Annotated in this window: 13 protein-coding genes and 1 riboswitch; of the genes, 11 read left to right on the forward strand and 2 right to left on the reverse strand. The window is 46.9% G+C overall.

Going from position 1 to position 17664, the window contains the following annotated elements; all coding sequences use genetic code 11:
* Positions 1-61: 61 nt before the first annotated feature.
* Positions 62-1273 (reverse strand): MFS transporter, encoded by a 1212-nt coding sequence (locus tag AC6I7V_RS18740; RefSeq protein ID WP_498011871.1) that lies wholly within the window; start codon positions 1271-1273, stop codon positions 62-64.
* Between the two features lie 91 nt (positions 1274-1364).
* Between AC6I7V_RS18740 and AC6I7V_RS18745 the strand changes: the two genes are divergently transcribed.
* The 6 genes from AC6I7V_RS18745 to tenA all read left to right on the forward strand — a co-directional run bounded on the left by AC6I7V_RS18745 (position 1365) and on the right by tenA (position 7611).
* Positions 1365-3053, forward strand: coding sequence for an ABC transporter substrate-binding protein (locus tag AC6I7V_RS18745; RefSeq protein ID WP_498011872.1), 1689 nt, complete (start codon positions 1365-1367; stop codon positions 3051-3053).
* A 228-nt stretch (positions 3054-3281) separates the two neighbouring features.
* A riboswitch (TPP riboswitch) is annotated at positions 3282-3393 on the forward strand.
* Between the two features lie 103 nt (positions 3394-3496).
* Positions 3497-4357, forward strand: coding sequence for a bifunctional hydroxymethylpyrimidine kinase/phosphomethylpyrimidine kinase (gene thiD, locus AC6I7V_RS18750; protein WP_498011873.1), 861 nt, complete (start codon positions 3497-3499; stop codon positions 4355-4357).
* A complete protein-coding gene (locus AC6I7V_RS18755; RefSeq protein WP_498011874.1) occupies positions 4347-5126 on the forward strand; it encodes an ABC transporter ATP-binding protein in 780 nt (259 codons plus the stop codon). The genes thiD and AC6I7V_RS18755 overlap by 11 nt, the downstream gene beginning before the upstream one ends.
* Positions 5127-5178: 52 nt before the next feature.
* Positions 5179-5922 (forward strand): ABC transporter permease, encoded by a 744-nt coding sequence (locus AC6I7V_RS18760; protein ID WP_372066390.1) that lies wholly within the window; start codon positions 5179-5181, stop codon positions 5920-5922.
* A gap of 61 nt (positions 5923-5983) precedes the next feature.
* Positions 5984-6916: an ABC transporter substrate-binding protein gene (locus AC6I7V_RS18765; protein ID WP_419723813.1), complete on the forward strand. Its 933-nt coding sequence runs from the start codon at positions 5984-5986 to the stop codon at positions 6914-6916.
* A gap of 8 nt (positions 6917-6924) precedes the next feature.
* The gene (gene tenA / locus AC6I7V_RS18770) at positions 6925-7611 is read left to right on the forward strand and encodes a thiaminase II (protein ID WP_498011875.1); all 687 of its coding nucleotides are present in this window, start codon (positions 6925-6927) and stop codon (positions 7609-7611) included.
* A gap of 123 nt (positions 7612-7734) precedes the next feature.
* On the opposite strand, the gene AC6I7V_RS18775 is transcribed toward tenA, so the two are convergent.
* Positions 7735-9681 carry a methyl-accepting chemotaxis protein gene (locus AC6I7V_RS18775; RefSeq protein ID WP_498011876.1) on the reverse strand — a complete coding sequence of 649 codons (1947 nt, stop codon included), beginning with the start codon at positions 9679-9681 and terminating at the stop codon, positions 7735-7737.
* 331 nt (positions 9682-10012) lie between these two features.
* On the opposite strand from AC6I7V_RS18775, the gene AC6I7V_RS18780 reads away from it, so the two are divergent.
* The 5 genes from AC6I7V_RS18780 to copI all read left to right on the forward strand — a co-directional run bounded on the left by AC6I7V_RS18780 (position 10013) and on the right by copI (position 17439).
* Positions 10013-10420, forward strand: a complete 408-nt coding sequence (locus tag AC6I7V_RS18780) for a hypothetical protein (protein WP_498011877.1) — start codon at positions 10013-10015, stop codon at positions 10418-10420.
* 105 nt (positions 10421-10525) lie between these two features.
* Complete coding sequence (locus AC6I7V_RS18785) at positions 10526-11980, forward strand: TolC family protein (protein WP_498012376.1); 1455 nt, start codon at positions 10526-10528, stop codon at positions 11978-11980.
* Between the two features lie 9 nt (positions 11981-11989).
* Positions 11990-13702: an efflux RND transporter periplasmic adaptor subunit gene (locus AC6I7V_RS18790; protein WP_498011878.1), complete on the forward strand. Its 1713-nt coding sequence runs from the start codon at positions 11990-11992 to the stop codon at positions 13700-13702.
* Positions 13703-13704: 2 nt separating this feature from the next.
* Positions 13705-16824, forward strand: a complete 3120-nt coding sequence (locus tag AC6I7V_RS18795; protein ID WP_498011879.1) for an efflux RND transporter permease subunit — start codon at positions 13705-13707, stop codon at positions 16822-16824.
* Between the two features lie 72 nt (positions 16825-16896).
* Entirely contained in the window at positions 16897-17439 is a 543-nt protein-coding gene (copI, locus tag AC6I7V_RS18800) for a copper-resistant cuproprotein CopI (RefSeq protein WP_498011880.1), read from the forward strand.
* The last annotated feature ends 225 nt before the right edge of the window (positions 17440-17664 follow it).

Here is a 17664-nt window from a genome sequence, read left to right on the forward strand (position 1 = left end):
ATGTACCTGTTTAACGCCCAAAGCGAAATTCGTTTTGGGCGTTTTGCCTTTGATTATACCATCAACGGATAGAACGGACGCTGGTCGTCATTAACCAGAATGCGGTTAGTAGCTGTGTGGCAAAGCATCCGACGAACAACCATTCAATACCAATCAATGATGTTAAATAGCCTGAACCAGCAAGACCAAATGGCATTAGGAGTTTGAATAGCGAGCCTGTTAACCCGTTTACTCGGCCGAGAACGCTGACATCAAAGGCTTCTTGGCGGTAACTCCAGATACAGATGCTGCTATATAAACCCACAGCGGACACCCAAAAGAACCCGGCAATAAGTGCTGTTTGATTCTCCATGGCCAGTGGAATAACAAACCCGATGGATTCGAGTGCGATAGAGATAATGAGAAGCCATCCCAGCCCCCATTTTTTGCGTAATTTGTCGGCGCTGAATGCACCAATGAGACCACCAAGGCCAGAAGCGACGATGAGGTAACTGACTCCCACCGCATTCAATCCTAAATTTGCTTTGGCATAGTAGATAGCCTGAATCCAGAATACGGCACCTGTTGTGTTGATGATCATGACTGCAAGAGTAATTAGCCACATGTTCTGCTCATTGCGTAGTGCTTGCCACCCCTCTTTTATGGCGCTGAAAGTGCTTTGTTTGTCTCTGTTGATGGGTGTTTTTACGTCGAGCCTTTTGAGCTGCCAAAAAGCCAATAGCATCAAAAGCGCAACACCGATGAAGACGTTATGAATGGTCGCCAGCAACATGATAGCCCCTGAAAGAACTGGCCCAACGGTTTCCATAAAACTGCCCAAGGAGCTCATTCGAGCTGTCGCCACATTTTGAGTTTCATGGGAAAGCGCGCTTTTCTGAATCGACATACGCGCATTATGGTAGCCGTAGTTAAACGCCATCATTAAGAACGCACATGGAAACAGAACCCATAATGGCTCTGCTAGGAACTCAACCGCCAGGAACGAGATAAACACCGTTATAGCCTGACCAAGTAACATGCTCAGCGACCACTGCTTTTTATCACTGCGATCAACCCACACGCCAATAAATAGAGCCAGCAATAGATTGGGCAGAAACTCCATGGCTCTCATCCAACCCATCCACTCAGAGGACTGGGTCAATTCATACACTAACAACGGTAATGCAAGTGTGTAGATTTGGCTTGCAAAGCTAACAAACAGAGCACTGCTAAATAGTGTAACGAAGGTTCTATTCTTCCAGATAGAGCCATGAGACTCAGCTAACGTATTCATCTAAATATCCTTTTTATTTTTTGTAACACGGCTATTATTTGAAAATAAAAGATGAAGAAAAATAGAAATATAATTTTAGGATTTCACCTTTATGCGCTATTGGTTAGCTTTGGTATTTTTGCGAGATTTTGGATTTGAGATAGGTCGATGGACACCGATTTCATTGGATGACATTACGAAAGCGTTGAACTGCACACGTCGTAACGCTCAGTTGGTCATCAAAAGGCTGGTGGAAGAGTCGATCATCGATTGGAAATCGGGTGTTGGCAGAGGTAATTTGCCTCAACTTCTCCTTAAAGAGTCGGTACACACCACATTAATCGAACAGGCTAAGTTTTGGATGAATGAGGGAAAAGCTGATCAGGCGTTGAACCTAATAAGAAGTAAAGATCGTGATCAGTTTATTGCCGAGTTTGTGAGTCAATACCAACAGCAAGATAGCAATCGAGACATCCTCATGATCCCTTTTTATCGAGCGACCCACAGCTTGATCCCTTGTGAAATATCTAGACGTACTGAACGGCACATTGCTGACTACCTCTATGCGAACCTGTTGCGCTTCAATAGAGATACAAGCCAGTTGGAGGGGGATCTCGCACAAACTTGGGTGCATACAGGTGATACGCTGAAGGTTCGACTGCGTAAATCACTTAAGTTCTGGGACGGCTCTGCACTTACCGCATATGATGTGAAGAAAGCTTATGAGTCGATCATCTCGTCAAACTCGGTGAGTCGAGGTCTGTTCTTACTCATTGATGAGTTTTCTGTGGTCGACGAGCACAACTTACGAATCCGCTCTAAGCGTTTGTCTCACTATCTGCCAAGGTTGATGGCGCATGGCGCGTTATCCGTTTCCAAATTGAACAGCGACGGCTCGATAGTCGGAAGTGGAGCGTTTCGATTGGCAGAGCAAACCGATTATCGAACGCTACTGACTGCGTCTCCTCATTATCATGGCTATCGACCTTGGCTAGATGGCGTAGAAATCTGGAACATGGGCTTATCTGCAAATGATTTTCAAATGCATTGCGATATTGTGCATGGCAGCTCTGCCCCGGATATTGCTGATGAATTCACACAGGTACAACAGTGGGAAGAGGGCTGTATCTACGCTTGTTTAAACAGTGCAAACAACGCATGGATGACGTTGGCAAAGCATCGTCGATACATCCAACAGTTGCTGCAATTCTTGCCGATGAATGGTGTGAGAGACACTATGATTTATCGACGAGCCTCAGGAATGACAAGCCTTGAACCCTTAAAACTTGGTAAAGCAGTGGACTTGTCTTTCGCGAATCAGGTACCGCTTGAGGTGTTAACTTATCAGCTGCCTGGGCATATTGAAGCGGCTGAAAACATCACTGAGCTGCTGTGTCAGTATGGTTTAAACTCAAACCTCACCGTACTGCCATACCCTGAATTTGACCAACTCGAGCGACAATCGAGAGCGGATATTATTGTTTCTGGTGAGGTGTTTGGTGAACATAAAGAGAGTTCCTGGCTCGGATGGTTGTTGTGCACTAACACCGTGACGGCGACTCTGAATAAGCAATCAAAGACTTGGTTCGAACAGCAAGTCTTTGATAATTTGGCTCAATCTGATGAAAGTAAGCGTGTACAAGGTTATCAGCGAATTGAGCGCGAATTGATTCGAAAAGCGATCTATATTCCTCTTTTTCAATGCGCGCAAGATATGAGAATCTCTCATAAGGTGAATGCGATGGATCTTCTTACTAATGGCTGGATCGACTTCAATCAGGTTGTTTTTGAAGGCCGTTAAAGGAGAACAAATCTAGAGTAGATAAAGTCGTTTGCCGTTATTGGCGAGGTAGAAACCGAATTGAGGCGCACAACGACGAGCTCGAAGTGTTGATTAAAGATAAGAGATAAAAAGTGAACAACGCAAAATACCTGACGAATTTGCGCACAAAAACGATTTCGTTCACGCTTTAGTAAATAATAATCTGCAAAATGATTACCTCACTCTCAAGAGTGCTGTTAGTATGGACGCAAATAGTCGGGGGGCAATTACACCATGTTGTATTTGCTGAGATCGAATTTCGAGACCCGTTGAACCTGATTCAGTTAGTACTGGCGTAGGGAACTATTGATACTAAAACCTATGCGGTACCGACTTTCATTCCATCGATCCTTCGATCTCTGGTGCCTGCCATCTCGGTTTTAGTTCAGTTCTCCTGCGTCTTTTAGATGGTAGGAGCGACCATGACACAGCATTCCAGCACCCAAATCGACACTCAGTCCATTTCTTCAAGCACTCCAATTGTGTTAACCATTGCGGGTTCAGACAGTGGCGGCGGCGCGGGTATTCAAGCCGATATCAAAGCCATGTCTGCGACCGGTAGTTTTGCATGTTCAGTGATCACTGCAATCACGTCGCAAAATACACAAGGTGTTTCCGCCATCTTTCCGATTCCATTAGATCATGTTGCAAGCCAGCTTGATGCAGTATTCAGTGACCTGAACGTCGTTGCGGTCAAAGTCGGCATGTTGGCAGATTCAAACATCATCAAGGTTGTAGCGGATAAGATTAAGCAGTATCAACCCAAACATCTGGTTATTGACCCAGTAATGGTTGCGACCAGTGGCGACTTGTTGCTTGAGCAGTCAGCCATCAGTACCTTGAAAGAAACGCTTATTCCACTTGCCGACATCATTACACCTAACTTGCCGGAAGGTGCTGCATTGACTGGGAAACCTGTTCCTGAAAGCGAAGCCGACATGCAAGATATGGTTGAAGAACTTCGCGCGTTGGGTGCGAAAGCAGTGCTGTTGAAAGGTGGCCACTTAGAGCAAGACGAAAACAGCAATGACCTAATGATTTTGCCAACAAGCACTGCTCTCATCAGCGCAAAACGCTTCCCAACCAAGAACACTCACGGAACGGGATGCACGCTTTCTTCTGCTATCGCCTCTTACCTTGCGCAAGGGAATGAGCTGACTCAATCCGTTGAGCTTGGTAAGCGCTATATCTCGGAAGCGATTGCCCACGCAGATCAGTTAAATGTCGGTCAAGGGCACGGACCTGTGAATCACTTCTACGCAGGTCATGCTGATGTCCGCTAAATCTTTTGGCGTTGAGATCACCAGCGCCAGCATTCGTTATCTCGATAACCAACAGTCGACGTTACAAGGCCTGAGCTTATCGATTCCTGCATCTCAATGGACCGTGTTATTGGGCAGAAGTGGCTGCGGGAAAACCACCATTTTACGTTATCTCGCTGGTCTATTGGGTGAGAACATTGAGTGGCAAGGTGTTGTGAAGACGAGTGATGGTCAATCACTAGAGGGCAAAGTTGCCTACATGGCACAGCAAGATCTGCTGCTGCCTTGGTTATCGGTGATTGATAACGTATGTCTAAGCCAGCGCTTTGCTGGGAAAGACACTCAAAGCTTGGAAGGTGCTTCGAGCGATGCAGACAACCACGAAAGAGCTTTGTCTTTGCTGAAATCGGTTGGGCTTGCTGATTACGCTCACGCTATGCCACAACAACTGTCTGGTGGCATGCGTCAACGTGTTGCATTAGCGCGAACGCTTATGCAAGACAAACCTATCGTATTGATGGATGAGCCTTTCTCCGCGTTAGATGCGGTAACAAGGCACAAACTGCAAACCTTAGCGGCTCACTTGCTGCAAGATAAAACCGTGGTCTTGATTACTCATGACCCACAAGAAGCGGTGCGCTTGGCACACAACCTTTACATGCTGCAAGGCTCACCCGCATCTGCTCAATCACTGCAAGTTCCGACAACATTGCCCCCAAGAACCATAGATGGTCAGTGCGCGAGCATTCAGCAGAAAATATTAGAGCAGTTGGAGCAAGACTATGCATAGTTCCCAAGCGCTAACCAAGCCTCAATCGGTATTGAACCATAAGGATCGCTCTATGAGCCCGTTACTGCGTGTCGTGATAAGCACCGCAATTATTCTGGGTTTGTGGCAGTTGGTGGTTGTGGTGTTTGAAATGCCGAGCTTTATTTTGCCAGCTCCGATGGAAGTGTTTAACAAGCTGCTTGAACGCTATGACGTGTTGTTGAAGCACACATGGGTGACCGCCCAAGAGATCCTGCTGGGGCTGCTACTTGGCTTATCGATGGGATTGTTCTTCGCACTGCAAATGTTGTTATTCGAACCGCTTAAGCGTTGGTTGCTGCCTATTCTTATCGCAAGTCAGGCTGTTCCTGTCTTTGCAATTGCGCCGGTACTGATGCTGTGGCTTGGCTACGGTATCGCTTCGAAGGTTGTGATGGCGGCGATCATTATTTTCTTCCCAGTGACTACGTGCTGCTACGACGGTTTACGCAATACCCCACGTGGTTATCTCGATCTGGCTCAAACTATGGGCGCCACCAAATGGCAAAGGTTACGTCATATTCAGCTGCCAGCGGCACTGCCGACTTTGGCATCAGGTGTGCGTGTGGCTGTAGTGATTGCACCAATTGGTGCGGTTGTCGGTGAGTGGGTGGGTTCAAGTGAAGGGCTTGGTTACCTGATGCTACAAGCTAACGCACGAATGATTATTGATGAGATGTTTGCTGCGCTATTTATCTTAGCTGTGCTCTCTATCTCACTCTACTTTGTCACAGACAAATTACTAAAAAAGGCGATCCCTTGGGAAAGCCACAACTAAACAAAATCTATAAAAATAGAAAGTTCAAAAGGAAAGGTTAATCGTGAAAAACAGTAAATTTATGAGCGCAGCTGCTCTAATGGCTTCGTTGGTTTCAGGTCATGTTATGGCAGATGAAACTAAAGTAACGCTAATGCTAGATTGGTTTGTAAACCCGAACCATGGGCCTATCGTGATTGCTCATGAACGTGGTTACTTTGAAGAGCAGGGCTTAGAAGTTGAAATTCAAGAGCCAGCAGACCCAAGCACCCCAGCCAAACTGGTTGCCGCAGGGCGCGTTGATCTTGCCGTTACATACCAGCCGAGCCTAACGATGGATGTGGCAGCAGGTCTTCCATTAGTGCGAGCCTCTACGCTTATCGCAACACCACTGAACACGCTAATGGTTCTGGACAATGGCAAGAATGATTCACTGGCCGATCTTAAAGGTAAGAAGATTGGTATTGCTATTGCGGGTAACGAAGAAGCGACGATCGGCACTATGCTAGCGCAGGAAAACGTTGCGTTTACCGACGTTCAAACCATCAATGTGGGTTGGGCACTCTCTTCTTCTCTGGCATCAGGCAAAGTAGATGCGATTTGGGGCGGCCTTCGCAACTTCGAAACCAACCAACTGGCTCTGGAAGGCTACAAAGCAAAAGCCTTCTTCCCAGAAGAGCACGGTGTACCTGCTTACGACGAGCTGATCTTTGTTGCTAACGCGAACAAACGTGATGAAGCGGCGATCAAAGCGTTCAACAAAGCGCTAGAGCAAGCGACGACCTACATCGTGAACCACCCAACCGAATCTTGGAAACAGTTTGTAGCTTACTCGCCAGACACTCTTAACAACGAGCTGAACCAGCGTGCATGGAACGACACTCTAACGCGTTTTGCACTTCGCCCATCGGCCGTCGATCTTAAGCGTTACGATGATTACGCACAGTTTATGTACGACAAAGGCATCATCAAATCATTGCCAAAAGCGGCTGACTACGTACCGACGTTTGAATAAGGAGCATTATGAAATATCAAGATTTAATCACAGCTTGTCAGCAAGATTGGCAGGACTATACCGAACATGAGTTTGTGCAAACGCTGGCTCAAGGTACTCTGCCTCAGCCGTGTTTTCTTCACTACTTGAAGCAAGATTTTCTATTCCTAAAACAGTATGCCCGTGCTTATGCGTTAGCGATTTACAAAGCCAATACGCTGGCGGATATGCGTCGTGCATTGCCAAGTGTGCATGCACTGCTGGATTCTGAAATTGGTCATCACGTGACTTACTGCGAGCAGTGGGGGCTGACTGAATCGGACTTAGAAAATGAGCCGGAAGACTTTGGGACTGTCGCGTATACACGCTATGTGCTGGATGCCGGTATGACGGGCGATTTGGTTGATCTCTACGCAGCACTGGCACCATGCTCTATTGGTTATGCAGTGATTGGCAAAGCACTGCTGGAAGACCCTAAAACAGTCTTGGAAGGTAATCCATACCGCAGCTGGATTGAGTTATACGGTGGCGAAGAGTTCCAAAGTGGCGTAGCGGCAGGAGCTGAGTATTTCGACCAGCTATTGGCGGAAATTGATATCAATAGCCAACGTGGACAGAACTTGATTCACATCTTTAAAACGGCGACACGCATGGAAGTGGCGTTTTGGCAGCAAGGACTTGATGCAAGCGATGCTGACTGCTTGTCTAAAGCTTGATTACTTTGCTTACAGTTTAACTGATTAAAAGAACTCTGAAGCCAAAAACAATAACCCCGAGTCTTATCAACTCGGGGTTCTTTTTATTGGTATAGATTCAACTGGCCGTGATTAAGGAACAAGCTAGGCGCTTTTAAAGCGGTCAACTTGGCTCTTAAGGTGATGTGCGACCTCAGTAAGATCGCTCGCCGCTTCCGAAATTTTAGCCACAGATTCTTGGTTACTCTGGGCGATGGTATTCGCGCCTTGAGCATTGTCACCTAGAGAGCGAGTTAGGCTATCTTGCTCATCGACCGAAGCTGCAATCTGGCTATTTGCTTGGTTAAGGTCTTGAATATGTTGGTTAATCACATGCAAGTTTTGAGAGGCCTGCTGCGCCTGCGTCGAAGCTTGAGATACTGTGCCATGGCTCTCTTTGATCGACTCGAGAGCGTCTTTAGCGCCGCGCTGCAATGAGGTGATCAAATCATTGATCTGGCTAGCAGACTCTTGAGTACGTTTCGCTAGAGTACGTACTTCATCTGCAACCACGGCAAAGCCACGACCTTGTTCACCAGCTCGCGCAGCCTCAATCGCAGCATTCAGTGCGAGCAGGTTTGTTTGCTCGGTTACGCCCTGAATCACCTCTAAAATTGCGCCAATGTTCATCGACTCAGCATGCAGGTCGCTCACTTTCTGGCTGCTCAGCTGCATCTGCTCGTCAGCTTGACCAATCTCTTGCAGGGTTTTGTCTACTTCTGTTAAACCCATCGCAACGTTTGAAGTCGCTTGGCTTGCTACTTCAGAGGCGTGATTAGCGCTAGATGCGATTTCTGATGTGCTTGATGCGAGCTGAGACACAGCTGATGAGATGTTGATGATTTCGTCATTGAGTCGCGATGCGTTGTTTGAACCCGTTGTGGTCACGCTGTCGAGTGACTCTGACATTTCACCAATACGCAAGCTGGAAGTATTTACTTGCTGAACGATATCGCGCAGCGACTCGATGGTGGTTTTCATGTTCTCCAGCAACTGACCAATTTCGTTCTGGTCAGTGACTTTAACGTCAACACTCAAGTTACCTTGTGCCAACTCATTGGTGATCTCTTTAACCTGAGCGATCCCCTTGTTGATAGAGCGAGTGACAAGAATCGCACTCGTAGTCCCAACCAATAATGCAATGCCTGTGAGTAACACGATGATCTGAATTGAACGCTCTTCGCTGAGTTCGAGCTCTGGGATAAGTGCGTTTTTCTGTTGCTCGATGATAGATTGTGCATCTAATACGGCAATGGCGAGGGTATCACCTAAGCTGGTTAGCTGGGTTTGAAGCTGTGCGTTCTCAAGTTTCTGTTGGTGGACTTGCTCAAAACCCGTTGCGTAGGCTTCGCGCTGAGCGGTGAAGCTATCGATTAATTCTGCTTGGTAATCTGATGACTCTAGAGAGCGGATGTCACCCTCAATGCCGGGTAGGGCATATTCAAACAGATCTTGGCCTGTTTCGTAGGTCTTTGGATTACCGTCGTTTGAGTAGCTTAGCACTGCGATTTTCGCGGCTAAGAAGTTCTCCATCAGCATCCCTGCGTATAGGCTCGCGTTGGAGTCGTCGTTATTATAAGACTCGTAAAGTAGGCTCTGAGCCGCTTTGAGCGCGTTCTCTTCTCTTTTCACCATCTCAACCGTGACTAGCTGGTGGATTAATTGCTGGCTTTGACTCATCAATTGATAAGCTTGGTCAAAGGCAGTAATGCTCTGTTGAACCTGAGACAGGCGTTCTAAGCTATCGGCGTGTTGAGTTTGGCTGAGTAAAGATTGCAGTTGTTGGTCGATGTCGCTTTTATTGGCGAGATAAGCTTGCTGATATTGGTCATCAAGCGTTGCTAGGTAGCGCTCGGAGGTGAGGCGCATTTGTAAAAAGTGGGTCTCAATATTGCTGGATTCTGCCGCTTGCCCACTCAATAGACTGTAGTGTTTAAAACCGTTAGACAGGGTTTGGATCCCTTGAAAGCTAACAAAGCCCGAGATGATGAAAAAGAGTAAGCAGATCGCATAACCCAGTTTCACTCTTAAAGAGATAGATAGTTGACGCATATACATCCTTATAATCCGCGTTTCACTGTATTCTTGCCTGTAAGTACTCGTAGAGTATTTCACATTTAAGATGTAAGAGCATGTAAAATGTAACATTAATGTGTCACTTGTAGGCGTTTTGTTGTCTTTGAGTACTGGTTTTAGAGTTTTTGAGTGGTTTGATGTGTGCTTAGTAACATATTGTTATGGTGTCAGAGTTAACAATCAGTGAAGTTGACGATAGGTGTTTAAGGGAGTTCAATCAATATTAGGGCTATATTTCTCTAAAGAATCGTTGACCTTACCCTTGGGGTAACCTTTATAGTGACGGTTCAAAATATATGGATTGGTTATGACGCATTCACTTAAGACATTTTGGATTACGATCTTCAGCATCTTTGCGATGTTGATGTCGACGTCTGTCTCCAGTGCGTCAACCATGGAAATGCAGATGATGGATAAAGAGACGATGTCTTGCCATCACGCGAGTATGATGACTCATGCAATGTCTTCAATGTGCGATGTTTCTAGTGATGATCAATCTATGCATGATATGGGACAACATGAGACTTCTCATTGCTCACATGGTGGGGATATGGGCGCCAATTGCTGTGTGTCCATCTGCCTAAGTTGGTCCTATCCAATCCAACCTATCAATTCCTTATCTAGTTTTGCCTACTCGCTTGCCCCTTATCACTCTGTGATTATTGGTAATAAAGTTGCGCGCATTCAGTCTATTCTAAGACCGCCTTCCGCTTAATTCACAATTCCCAAATCTCATTACCTATGACCAACCTACGAGGTTGAGCCTAGGTGCGATCTATGCGTTGTTTTAACGCCACAAAATGGATTTATTCTTGTGAATATTGAATCGAGATGGTTGGTGCTGCCAATGTGCACCAGCTTGATAGCGATGCCTGCATTTGTGATGGCAGCATCGTCAAATGAGGCAGATACCTCTACAAACGGAAGTCGTGCAGTACTTGCGAGCGAAGTAGAGACTCTACAAGCCCAAGAGCGCCAGTTAGCATTGCTTATTGACCAAGCCTTGCAGCGTGATAGCGGACGTCAGCAGATCATCGCGCAATCTCAAGCGACTCGTCATGCGGGTGTCGCTTCAGCTACCCTCAGTGATCCAAAACTAAAAGTGGGTTTTGGCGGTCTTCCTGTCGATAGCTTTAAGTTCGACGAAGATCCAATGACCAATATTTCGGTCGGATTAATGCAGCAGTTTGAACGTGGATCGACTTTGGATTTAAAGGCGCGCCAGTCAAGTCAGCAAGCGGATGGTATTGACTTGCAAGTTGCTGTTCGAGAGAGAGAAATCACCAACACCATTACCACACTATGGTTGGAGCTGGGTTATCAACAAGCTGCACGTTCAACCTTGTTAGAAACGCGCCGTTTAATGGTAGAGCTTGAGCGTTTTGTTGAGACCAATTATGGGATCGGTAACAGCGAAGCTCAGGACCTGCTCAACGCTCAACTGAATGTTGCTAAGTTTGATGAAAAGTTGCAAGCAAATCAGCAACAGCAGCGTCGAATTATCGCTCAGCTTTCTGAGTGGTTGGGTTCAGACTGGTTGAGTTCATCACAGGCAAATGTTGCTGCCGATGCGTCACAACCAAGCGCACAACCTCAATCTATTCACGCCAGTAACGCCTTGAGTTGGCGTGCTTTAGAAGGCCAGTTGAAGCCTTACGTTGGTCAATCCCAATACTACGCTTTATTGCAATCACACCCTATGGTTCGTGCTGCGGATACGGCTATCACCGTCAACGAAACGCAAGTAGAGATTGCAGAGCAAGCGTATCTACCGCAGTTCGGTGTCGAGGTGATGTATGCCTATCGACAAGCGAATAATATGCAAGGTAATCCGGCGTCAGATTTGGTCAGCGCCTTTGTGACCATGGATATCCCGCTATTCACGGGTAATCGTCAAGACAAGAGTGTTGAAGCTGCTCAGTACCAAGTGGGCTCTGCCCGAGCTCAGAAAGAGACGCTTCTTAGTCAAATGAACGCTAAAGTGAATGCGCTCTTAGTGGATAGAGACAACCTATCTCAGCGTATCGAACGTTATCAAAACAGCTTTATTCCTCAAGTTGATGCAACCACAAAGGCCGTTGAACGCGGTTATCAAAATAACACTGCGCAATTTAATGACGTGATCACTGCTATGACTAACGCGCTCAATATCGAGCTAGAACAGCAGAGATTAATCACCGATTTAAACATAGTTAACAGCCAATTGGCTGCGCTTATTGGTGGCTCATATCACCAGCCTTCTCAATCATCAAAGACAACGCCACAAGCGCAATAAGGAAACATCATGAAATCATTTACAGTCGCAAGTATTGCTCTTGTCGTTGGCGCAGCAATCGGTGTTGGTGCGAGCCAATTTTTCCCGATGAACCACGCTGCTATGAGTGGAGAAATGTCAGAAAAAACCGCAGATGAGCCGCTTTATTGGGTTGCCCCGATGGATCCGAATTATCAACGAGACCAGCCGGGTAAGTCACCAATGGGGATGGACTTAGTTCCTGTTTATGCTGATGACTTGGCAGGTAAAAAAGATAAACCGGGAACGGTCACCATTGCCCCTTCAGTGGAGAACAACCTTGGGGTAAAAACCGAGTCTGTGATGTTAGAACCTTTGACGCCAAAAATAGAGACGGTGGGCTACGTTGCCTTTGATGAAAGTCGTCTGTGGCAGACCAACGTCCGTGCGGCGGGGTGGGTTCAAGACCTATTTATTAATGCGGTAGGTGAAACGGTATCTAAGGGTGAGGTGCTGTTTACACTCTATTCTCCAGAGTTAGTTAAGGCACAAGAAGAGCTGTTGAGCGCTTACACAACGGGTCGTAAAGGTATGATCTCAGGTGCTAAGGAACGACTGGTCTCTTTGGGGGTTGATAAACAACAGATCAATCAAATCGTGAGACGTGGCAAAGCATCGCAAACCATAGAGATAAAAGCGCCAGCCGATGGGGTTATCGCAACCTTAAACATTCGAGAGGGTGGTTATCTTTCTCCTGCTCAAGCGGTCATTAGCGCCGGCCCGTTGGAAGAAGTTTGGGTTGATGCAGAAGTGTTTGAACGTCAAGCACATTGGATTTCGCAAGGCACTGTAGCTTCGATGACGTTAGATGCGGTTCCGGGTGGCGAATGGAGCGGTCGAGTGGATTACGTTTACCCAATCCTAGATCCAACCACTCGAACACTGCGAGTGCGGCTTAAGTTCCCCAATCCTAATGGTGAGCTAAAGCCCAATATGTTCTCCAACATCACGCTCAAACCAGAAAGTGACGATCAAGTCCTGACAGTAGCACGCTCATCGGTGATTCACTCGGGTGGCATGACGCGAGTGGTGTTGTCTGAAGGTGATGGCAAATATCGCTCACATCGTATTCGTGTAGGGCGCGAAGCGGGCGATCGTGTCGAAGTACTTGAAGGTCTCGAGCAGGGTGTGAGCGTCGTTACGTCTGCTCACTTCATGTTGGATTCTGAGTCTAGCCAAACCGCAGATTTGTCTCGAATCTCTTCAATCAATGAAGAGCCAATGCAGATGAGCGATTCCGTGTGGGCAAAAGGCAATATCACTAATCTAATGGTGGGGCACCGCATGGCAACTATTGAGCATCAACCGGTTCCAGAGTGGGATTGGCCAGGAATGGTAATGGACTTTACCTTCTCTGATGAGGTTGATTTATCTGGCTTAGCGAACGGTCAGGCGATCGATTTTAAAATGGAGAAGACGGATTCAGGGCAATTCCAAGTCACCGAAGTGAGCCAAAGTGATAACACATTGGCGACGGAAGTCTGGGTCGAAGGCGATATCACCATGCTGATGGCTGATTTTGGCATGATCACAGTCAATCACCAAGCTGTTGATGAGTGGCAGTGGCAAGCCGGAGAGATGAATTTCACCGCTAGCGATGACATTCCACTTGATGATTACAAAGAGGGACAAAAAGTGCGTTTCCTGGTGGTGAAATCAGGCACGGATTACGTGTTGAAAAAAATTGAGTCGGCTGAGGAGTAGTGATGATTAATGCAATTATTCGCTGGTCGATCAGCAATCGATTCTTGGTGCTTGTCGCCACTATCGCTCTGACTTTAGGTGGCCTCTACAGTGTGAAGAATACGCCCGTCGATGCCATTCCGGATCTTTCTGATGTGCAAGTTATCATCAAAACCAGCTATCCGGGACAAGCGCCGCAAGTGGTAGAAGATCAGGTGACCTATCCGCTTACTACAGCAATGCTCGCAGTACCCGGTGCGGAAACCGTTAGGGGCTATTCGTTCTTTGGTGATTCGTACGTTTATATCATTTTCAACGATGACACTGACATGTATTGGGCACGTTCAAGGGTATTGGAATATCTCAGCCAAGTCGCGCCTAAGCTGCCGGCCAGTGCTAAGCCAACACTTGGCCCAGACGCGACCGGTGTGGGCTGGATCTACAGTTACGTTCTACAAGACAAAACTGGTCAGCATGATCTGGCGGAACTTCGTAGCCTTCAAGACTGGTTCTTAAAGTATGAGCTGCAAACCGTCAATGGTGTGTCTGAAGTGGCGACGGTTGGTGGCATGGTTAAGCAGTATCAAGTGCAAATTGATCCCGCTAAATTGCGTGCCTACGACCTAACACTGAAGCAGGTCAATAGTGCTATTCAAAGCGGTAACCAAGAAACAGGCGCATCGGTTATTGAAGTGGCAGAAGCTGAGCATATGGTGCGCACGTCGGGCTATTTAAGTGGTATTGATGATCTCAAAGCACTGCCTTTGAAAGTGACCGCTAAAGGTACACCGTTATTACTTGGTGACATTGCTGACGTGAATCTTGGCCCTCAAATGCGTCGTGGTATCTCAGAGCTTAATGGTGAAGGTGAAGCCGTTGGCGGAGTCATCGTTATGCGCTTTGGTGAGAACGCCAGTGAGGTGATCGCACAAGTAAAAACCAAGCTTGATGAGTTACAACGTAGCCTGCCGGATGGGGTTGAGATTGTTGCGACCTATGACCGCTCAACCTTGATTGATTCGGCAGTAGAAAACCTTTGGCAGAAGCTTGCCGAAGAGTTTTTGGTGGTTGCTATCGTGTGTGCGTTATTCCTATTCCATATTCGCTCATCATTAGTCATCGCATTGAGCCTTCCAGTTGGTATTTTGTCGGCATTTATCGTGATGCACTGGCAAGGAATCAACGCCAACATCATGTCTCTAGGCGGGATCGCAATTGCTATCGGCGCTATGGTTGATGGCGCGATCGTGATGATTGAGAACGTGCATAAACACATTGAGCGCACGCCGCTGAATGATAACAATCGGTGGCAAGTGATAGGTAAAGCTGCTGAAGAAGTGGGGGCACCGCTTTTCTTCTCACTGCTTATTATTACGTTGAGTTTCGTGCCTGTGTTTGCTCTAGAAGGTCAAGAAGGCAAGATGTTCTCACCGCTGGCGTTTACTAAGACGTATGCAATGGCGGCGTCTGCGGGCTTAGCGATTACCTTAGTGCCTGTGCTTATGGGTTACTTCATTCGCGGTAAGGTCCTCCCTGAGCATAAGAATCCAATCAATAAAGGCTTGGTCGGTCTATATCGCCCATTGCTTAATCTAAGCTTGCGTTTCCCGAAAACGATCATCGTGGTCGCACTGGCTTTGATGGCATCTGCGTATTACCCAACCAGTAAGCTAGGCAGCGAGTTTATTCCACCGCTGGATGAAGGAGATTTGATGTACATGCCGACGACCTATCCGGGTATCTCGATAGGTAAAGCGCGTGAATTACTCCAACAAACCAACAAGTTGATTAAAACCATTCCTGAAGTCGAAACGGTGTGGGGCAAGATTGGCCGAGCAGAAACAGCGACCGATCCCGCGCCACTAACCATGATCGAGACGGTGATTCAGTTTAAACCGAAAGACACCTGGCGTGACGGTGTCACGCCGGAATCGCTGCGTGATGAGCTCAATAACCTGATTCAATTCCCGGGCCTAACCAATGCTTGGGTAATGCCAATCAAAACTCGTATCGATATGTTGGCGACAGGGATTAAGACTCCAATCGGGATCAAGATTGCAGGACCTGATCTGAAAGTCATCGAGAAGATAGGGGCAGATATTGAACCTATTCTTAATGACTTACCGGGAACTGCGTCTGTCTATGCGGAGCGTGTAGCCGGTGGTCGTTATGTCACTATCGACATTGATCGCCGAGCCGCTGCGCGTTATGGCCTAAACATCGCTGAAATACAGCAAGTGATATCAACAGCGGTAGGCGGGATGAATGTCGGTGAGACGGTAGAAGGTTTAGAGCGTTATCCGATTAATGTTCGTTACCCGCAAGAGTATCGTGATTCGGTGATCAAGTTGCAAAACCTGCCTTTAATAACGGCGAATGGTGCGCGCATCGCGTTAGCCGACGTCGCTGACGTGCGTTACGAAGATGGTCCGCCAATGATCAAGACGGAAAATGCGCGTCCAAATGGTTGGGTATTTGTCGATATTGCAGGGCGTGACTTAGGAACTTATGTCGAAAATGCCAAGCGTGCCGTGGCAGAACAACTAGAACTTCCTGCTGGCTACTCGTTGGCTTGGTCTGGGCAATACGAATATATGGAGCGAGCGAAGGAGCGCTTGAGCATTGTGGTGCCAATCACTATTGCAATCATCATGCTCTTACTTTACTTGAGTTTCCGACGTGTTGGAGAAGTCATGGTAATCATGCTGACTTTACCGCTCGCGATGGTTGGCGGGGTGTGGTTGATGCATTACCTCGGCTACAACTTCTCGATAGCCGTAGGCGTTGGTTTTATTGCCTTGGCTGGCGTTGCAGTGGAGATAGGAGTGATTATGTTGGTGTATCTCAACCAAGCGTGGAATTTCAAAAAACTAGACCACGAGAATACGCACACACCGCTGCAGCACAACGATCTGCTGGATGCGATTCGTGAAGGGGCTGGTTTACGAGTTCGTCCTGTAATGATGACGGTTCTGACGGTAATCATTGGTTTGATTCCCATAATGTTCGGGCAGGGTACAGGCTCTGAAGTCATGCAGAGAATTGCAGCCCCAATGATAGGAGGCATGGCCTCAGCATTACTTCTGACTCTGTTGGTGATCCCCGCCATTTTTGTTTTGTGGAAACAGCGAGATCTGAAATAGGTTCTCTCTGAATTATTGAATTAAATGGCCCAGTGCGACTTTCGCTGGGTCAAAACAACATTAGGAAATATTATGAAAAAGACAATTATCGCTTTGAGCTTAACTCTATTCACTTCTTCTACTTTTGCAGAGATGGACCACTCTAAAATGGACCATGGAAAGATGGATCACAGCTCGATGAATCATGAAATGATGGACCATTCTACTATGGATCACTCGAGTATGATGGGAATGCAACGTACATCTAGTGTAGGGATGCCAGCGAATGGCGCTAAACCAGACAAAGTGATTCATGTGGTCCTCAATGACGACAAAACCATCACTTTCAAAAAAGAAGTTAAGATCGAGCCAAACGATGTGGTGCAGTTTGTGGTAATGAATGCAGGCAATGAGCCTCATGAATTCTCGATTGGCAGCAAGGAAGAACTAGAGAGTCACCGCAAAATGATGGCAGCAATGGCGGGTATGGAACATGACACCAAGAACTCTATTGTCGTAGAACTTAAAAAGGCTCGTCAATTTATGTGGCACTTCCACGGTGACAATAACGTTGAATTTGCGTGCAACTTTAAAGGGCACGCTGAAGCGGGTATGACGAAATCAATGAAGCTTTAAATTGAGATTGGTATAACACAAAGCTATTGCAAAAATCCCAATCATAGTGATTTGAGAAAACAGTTCGTTGTTGGAGCAGTTGCGAAATTATCACCCGAGCCTGTTTCGCAGGAGCAGGTGTAGCATCGACGATTCGTTGTGATGAGTTATACCATTTAATACTTAGGGTGCCTATTATCTCGTCACTTAAAGAGATAATAGGTTCTTATAGAAAGGCTCTCTCCA

The organism is Vibrio sp. KUL70 (assembly GCF_059725515.1).

Coding starts and splice junctions, on each gene's coding strand:
- AC6I7V_RS18790 (WP_498011878.1), top strand. CDS start 11,990: ATGAAATCATTTACAGTCGCAAGTATTGCTCTTGTCGTTGGCGCAGCA.
- AC6I7V_RS18760 (WP_372066390.1), top strand. CDS start 5,179: ATGAGCCCGTTACTGCGTGTCGTGATAAGCACCGCAATTATTCTGGGT.
- AC6I7V_RS18745 (WP_498011872.1), top strand. CDS start 1,365: ATGCGCTATTGGTTAGCTTTGGTATTTTTGCGAGATTTTGGATTTGAG.
- tenA (WP_498011875.1), top strand. CDS start 6,925: ATGAAATATCAAGATTTAATCACAGCTTGTCAGCAAGATTGGCAGGAC.
- AC6I7V_RS18795 (WP_498011879.1), top strand. CDS start 13,705: ATGATTAATGCAATTATTCGCTGGTCGATCAGCAATCGATTCTTGGTG.
- AC6I7V_RS18740 (WP_498011871.1), bottom strand. CDS start 1,273: ATGAATACGTTAGCTGAGTCTCATGGCTCTATCTGGAAGAATAGAACC.
- AC6I7V_RS18765 (WP_419723813.1), top strand. CDS start 5,984: ATGAGCGCAGCTGCTCTAATGGCTTCGTTGGTTTCAGGTCATGTTATG.
- AC6I7V_RS18775 (WP_498011876.1), bottom strand. CDS start 9,681: ATGCGTCAACTATCTATCTCTTTAAGAGTGAAACTGGGTTATGCGATC.
- AC6I7V_RS18780 (WP_498011877.1), top strand. CDS start 10,013: ATGACGCATTCACTTAAGACATTTTGGATTACGATCTTCAGCATCTTT.
- thiD (WP_498011873.1), top strand. CDS start 3,497: ATGACACAGCATTCCAGCACCCAAATCGACACTCAGTCCATTTCTTCA.
- AC6I7V_RS18755 (WP_498011874.1), top strand. CDS start 4,347: ATGTCCGCTAAATCTTTTGGCGTTGAGATCACCAGCGCCAGCATTCGT.
- copI (WP_498011880.1), top strand. CDS start 16,897: ATGAAAAAGACAATTATCGCTTTGAGCTTAACTCTATTCACTTCTTCT.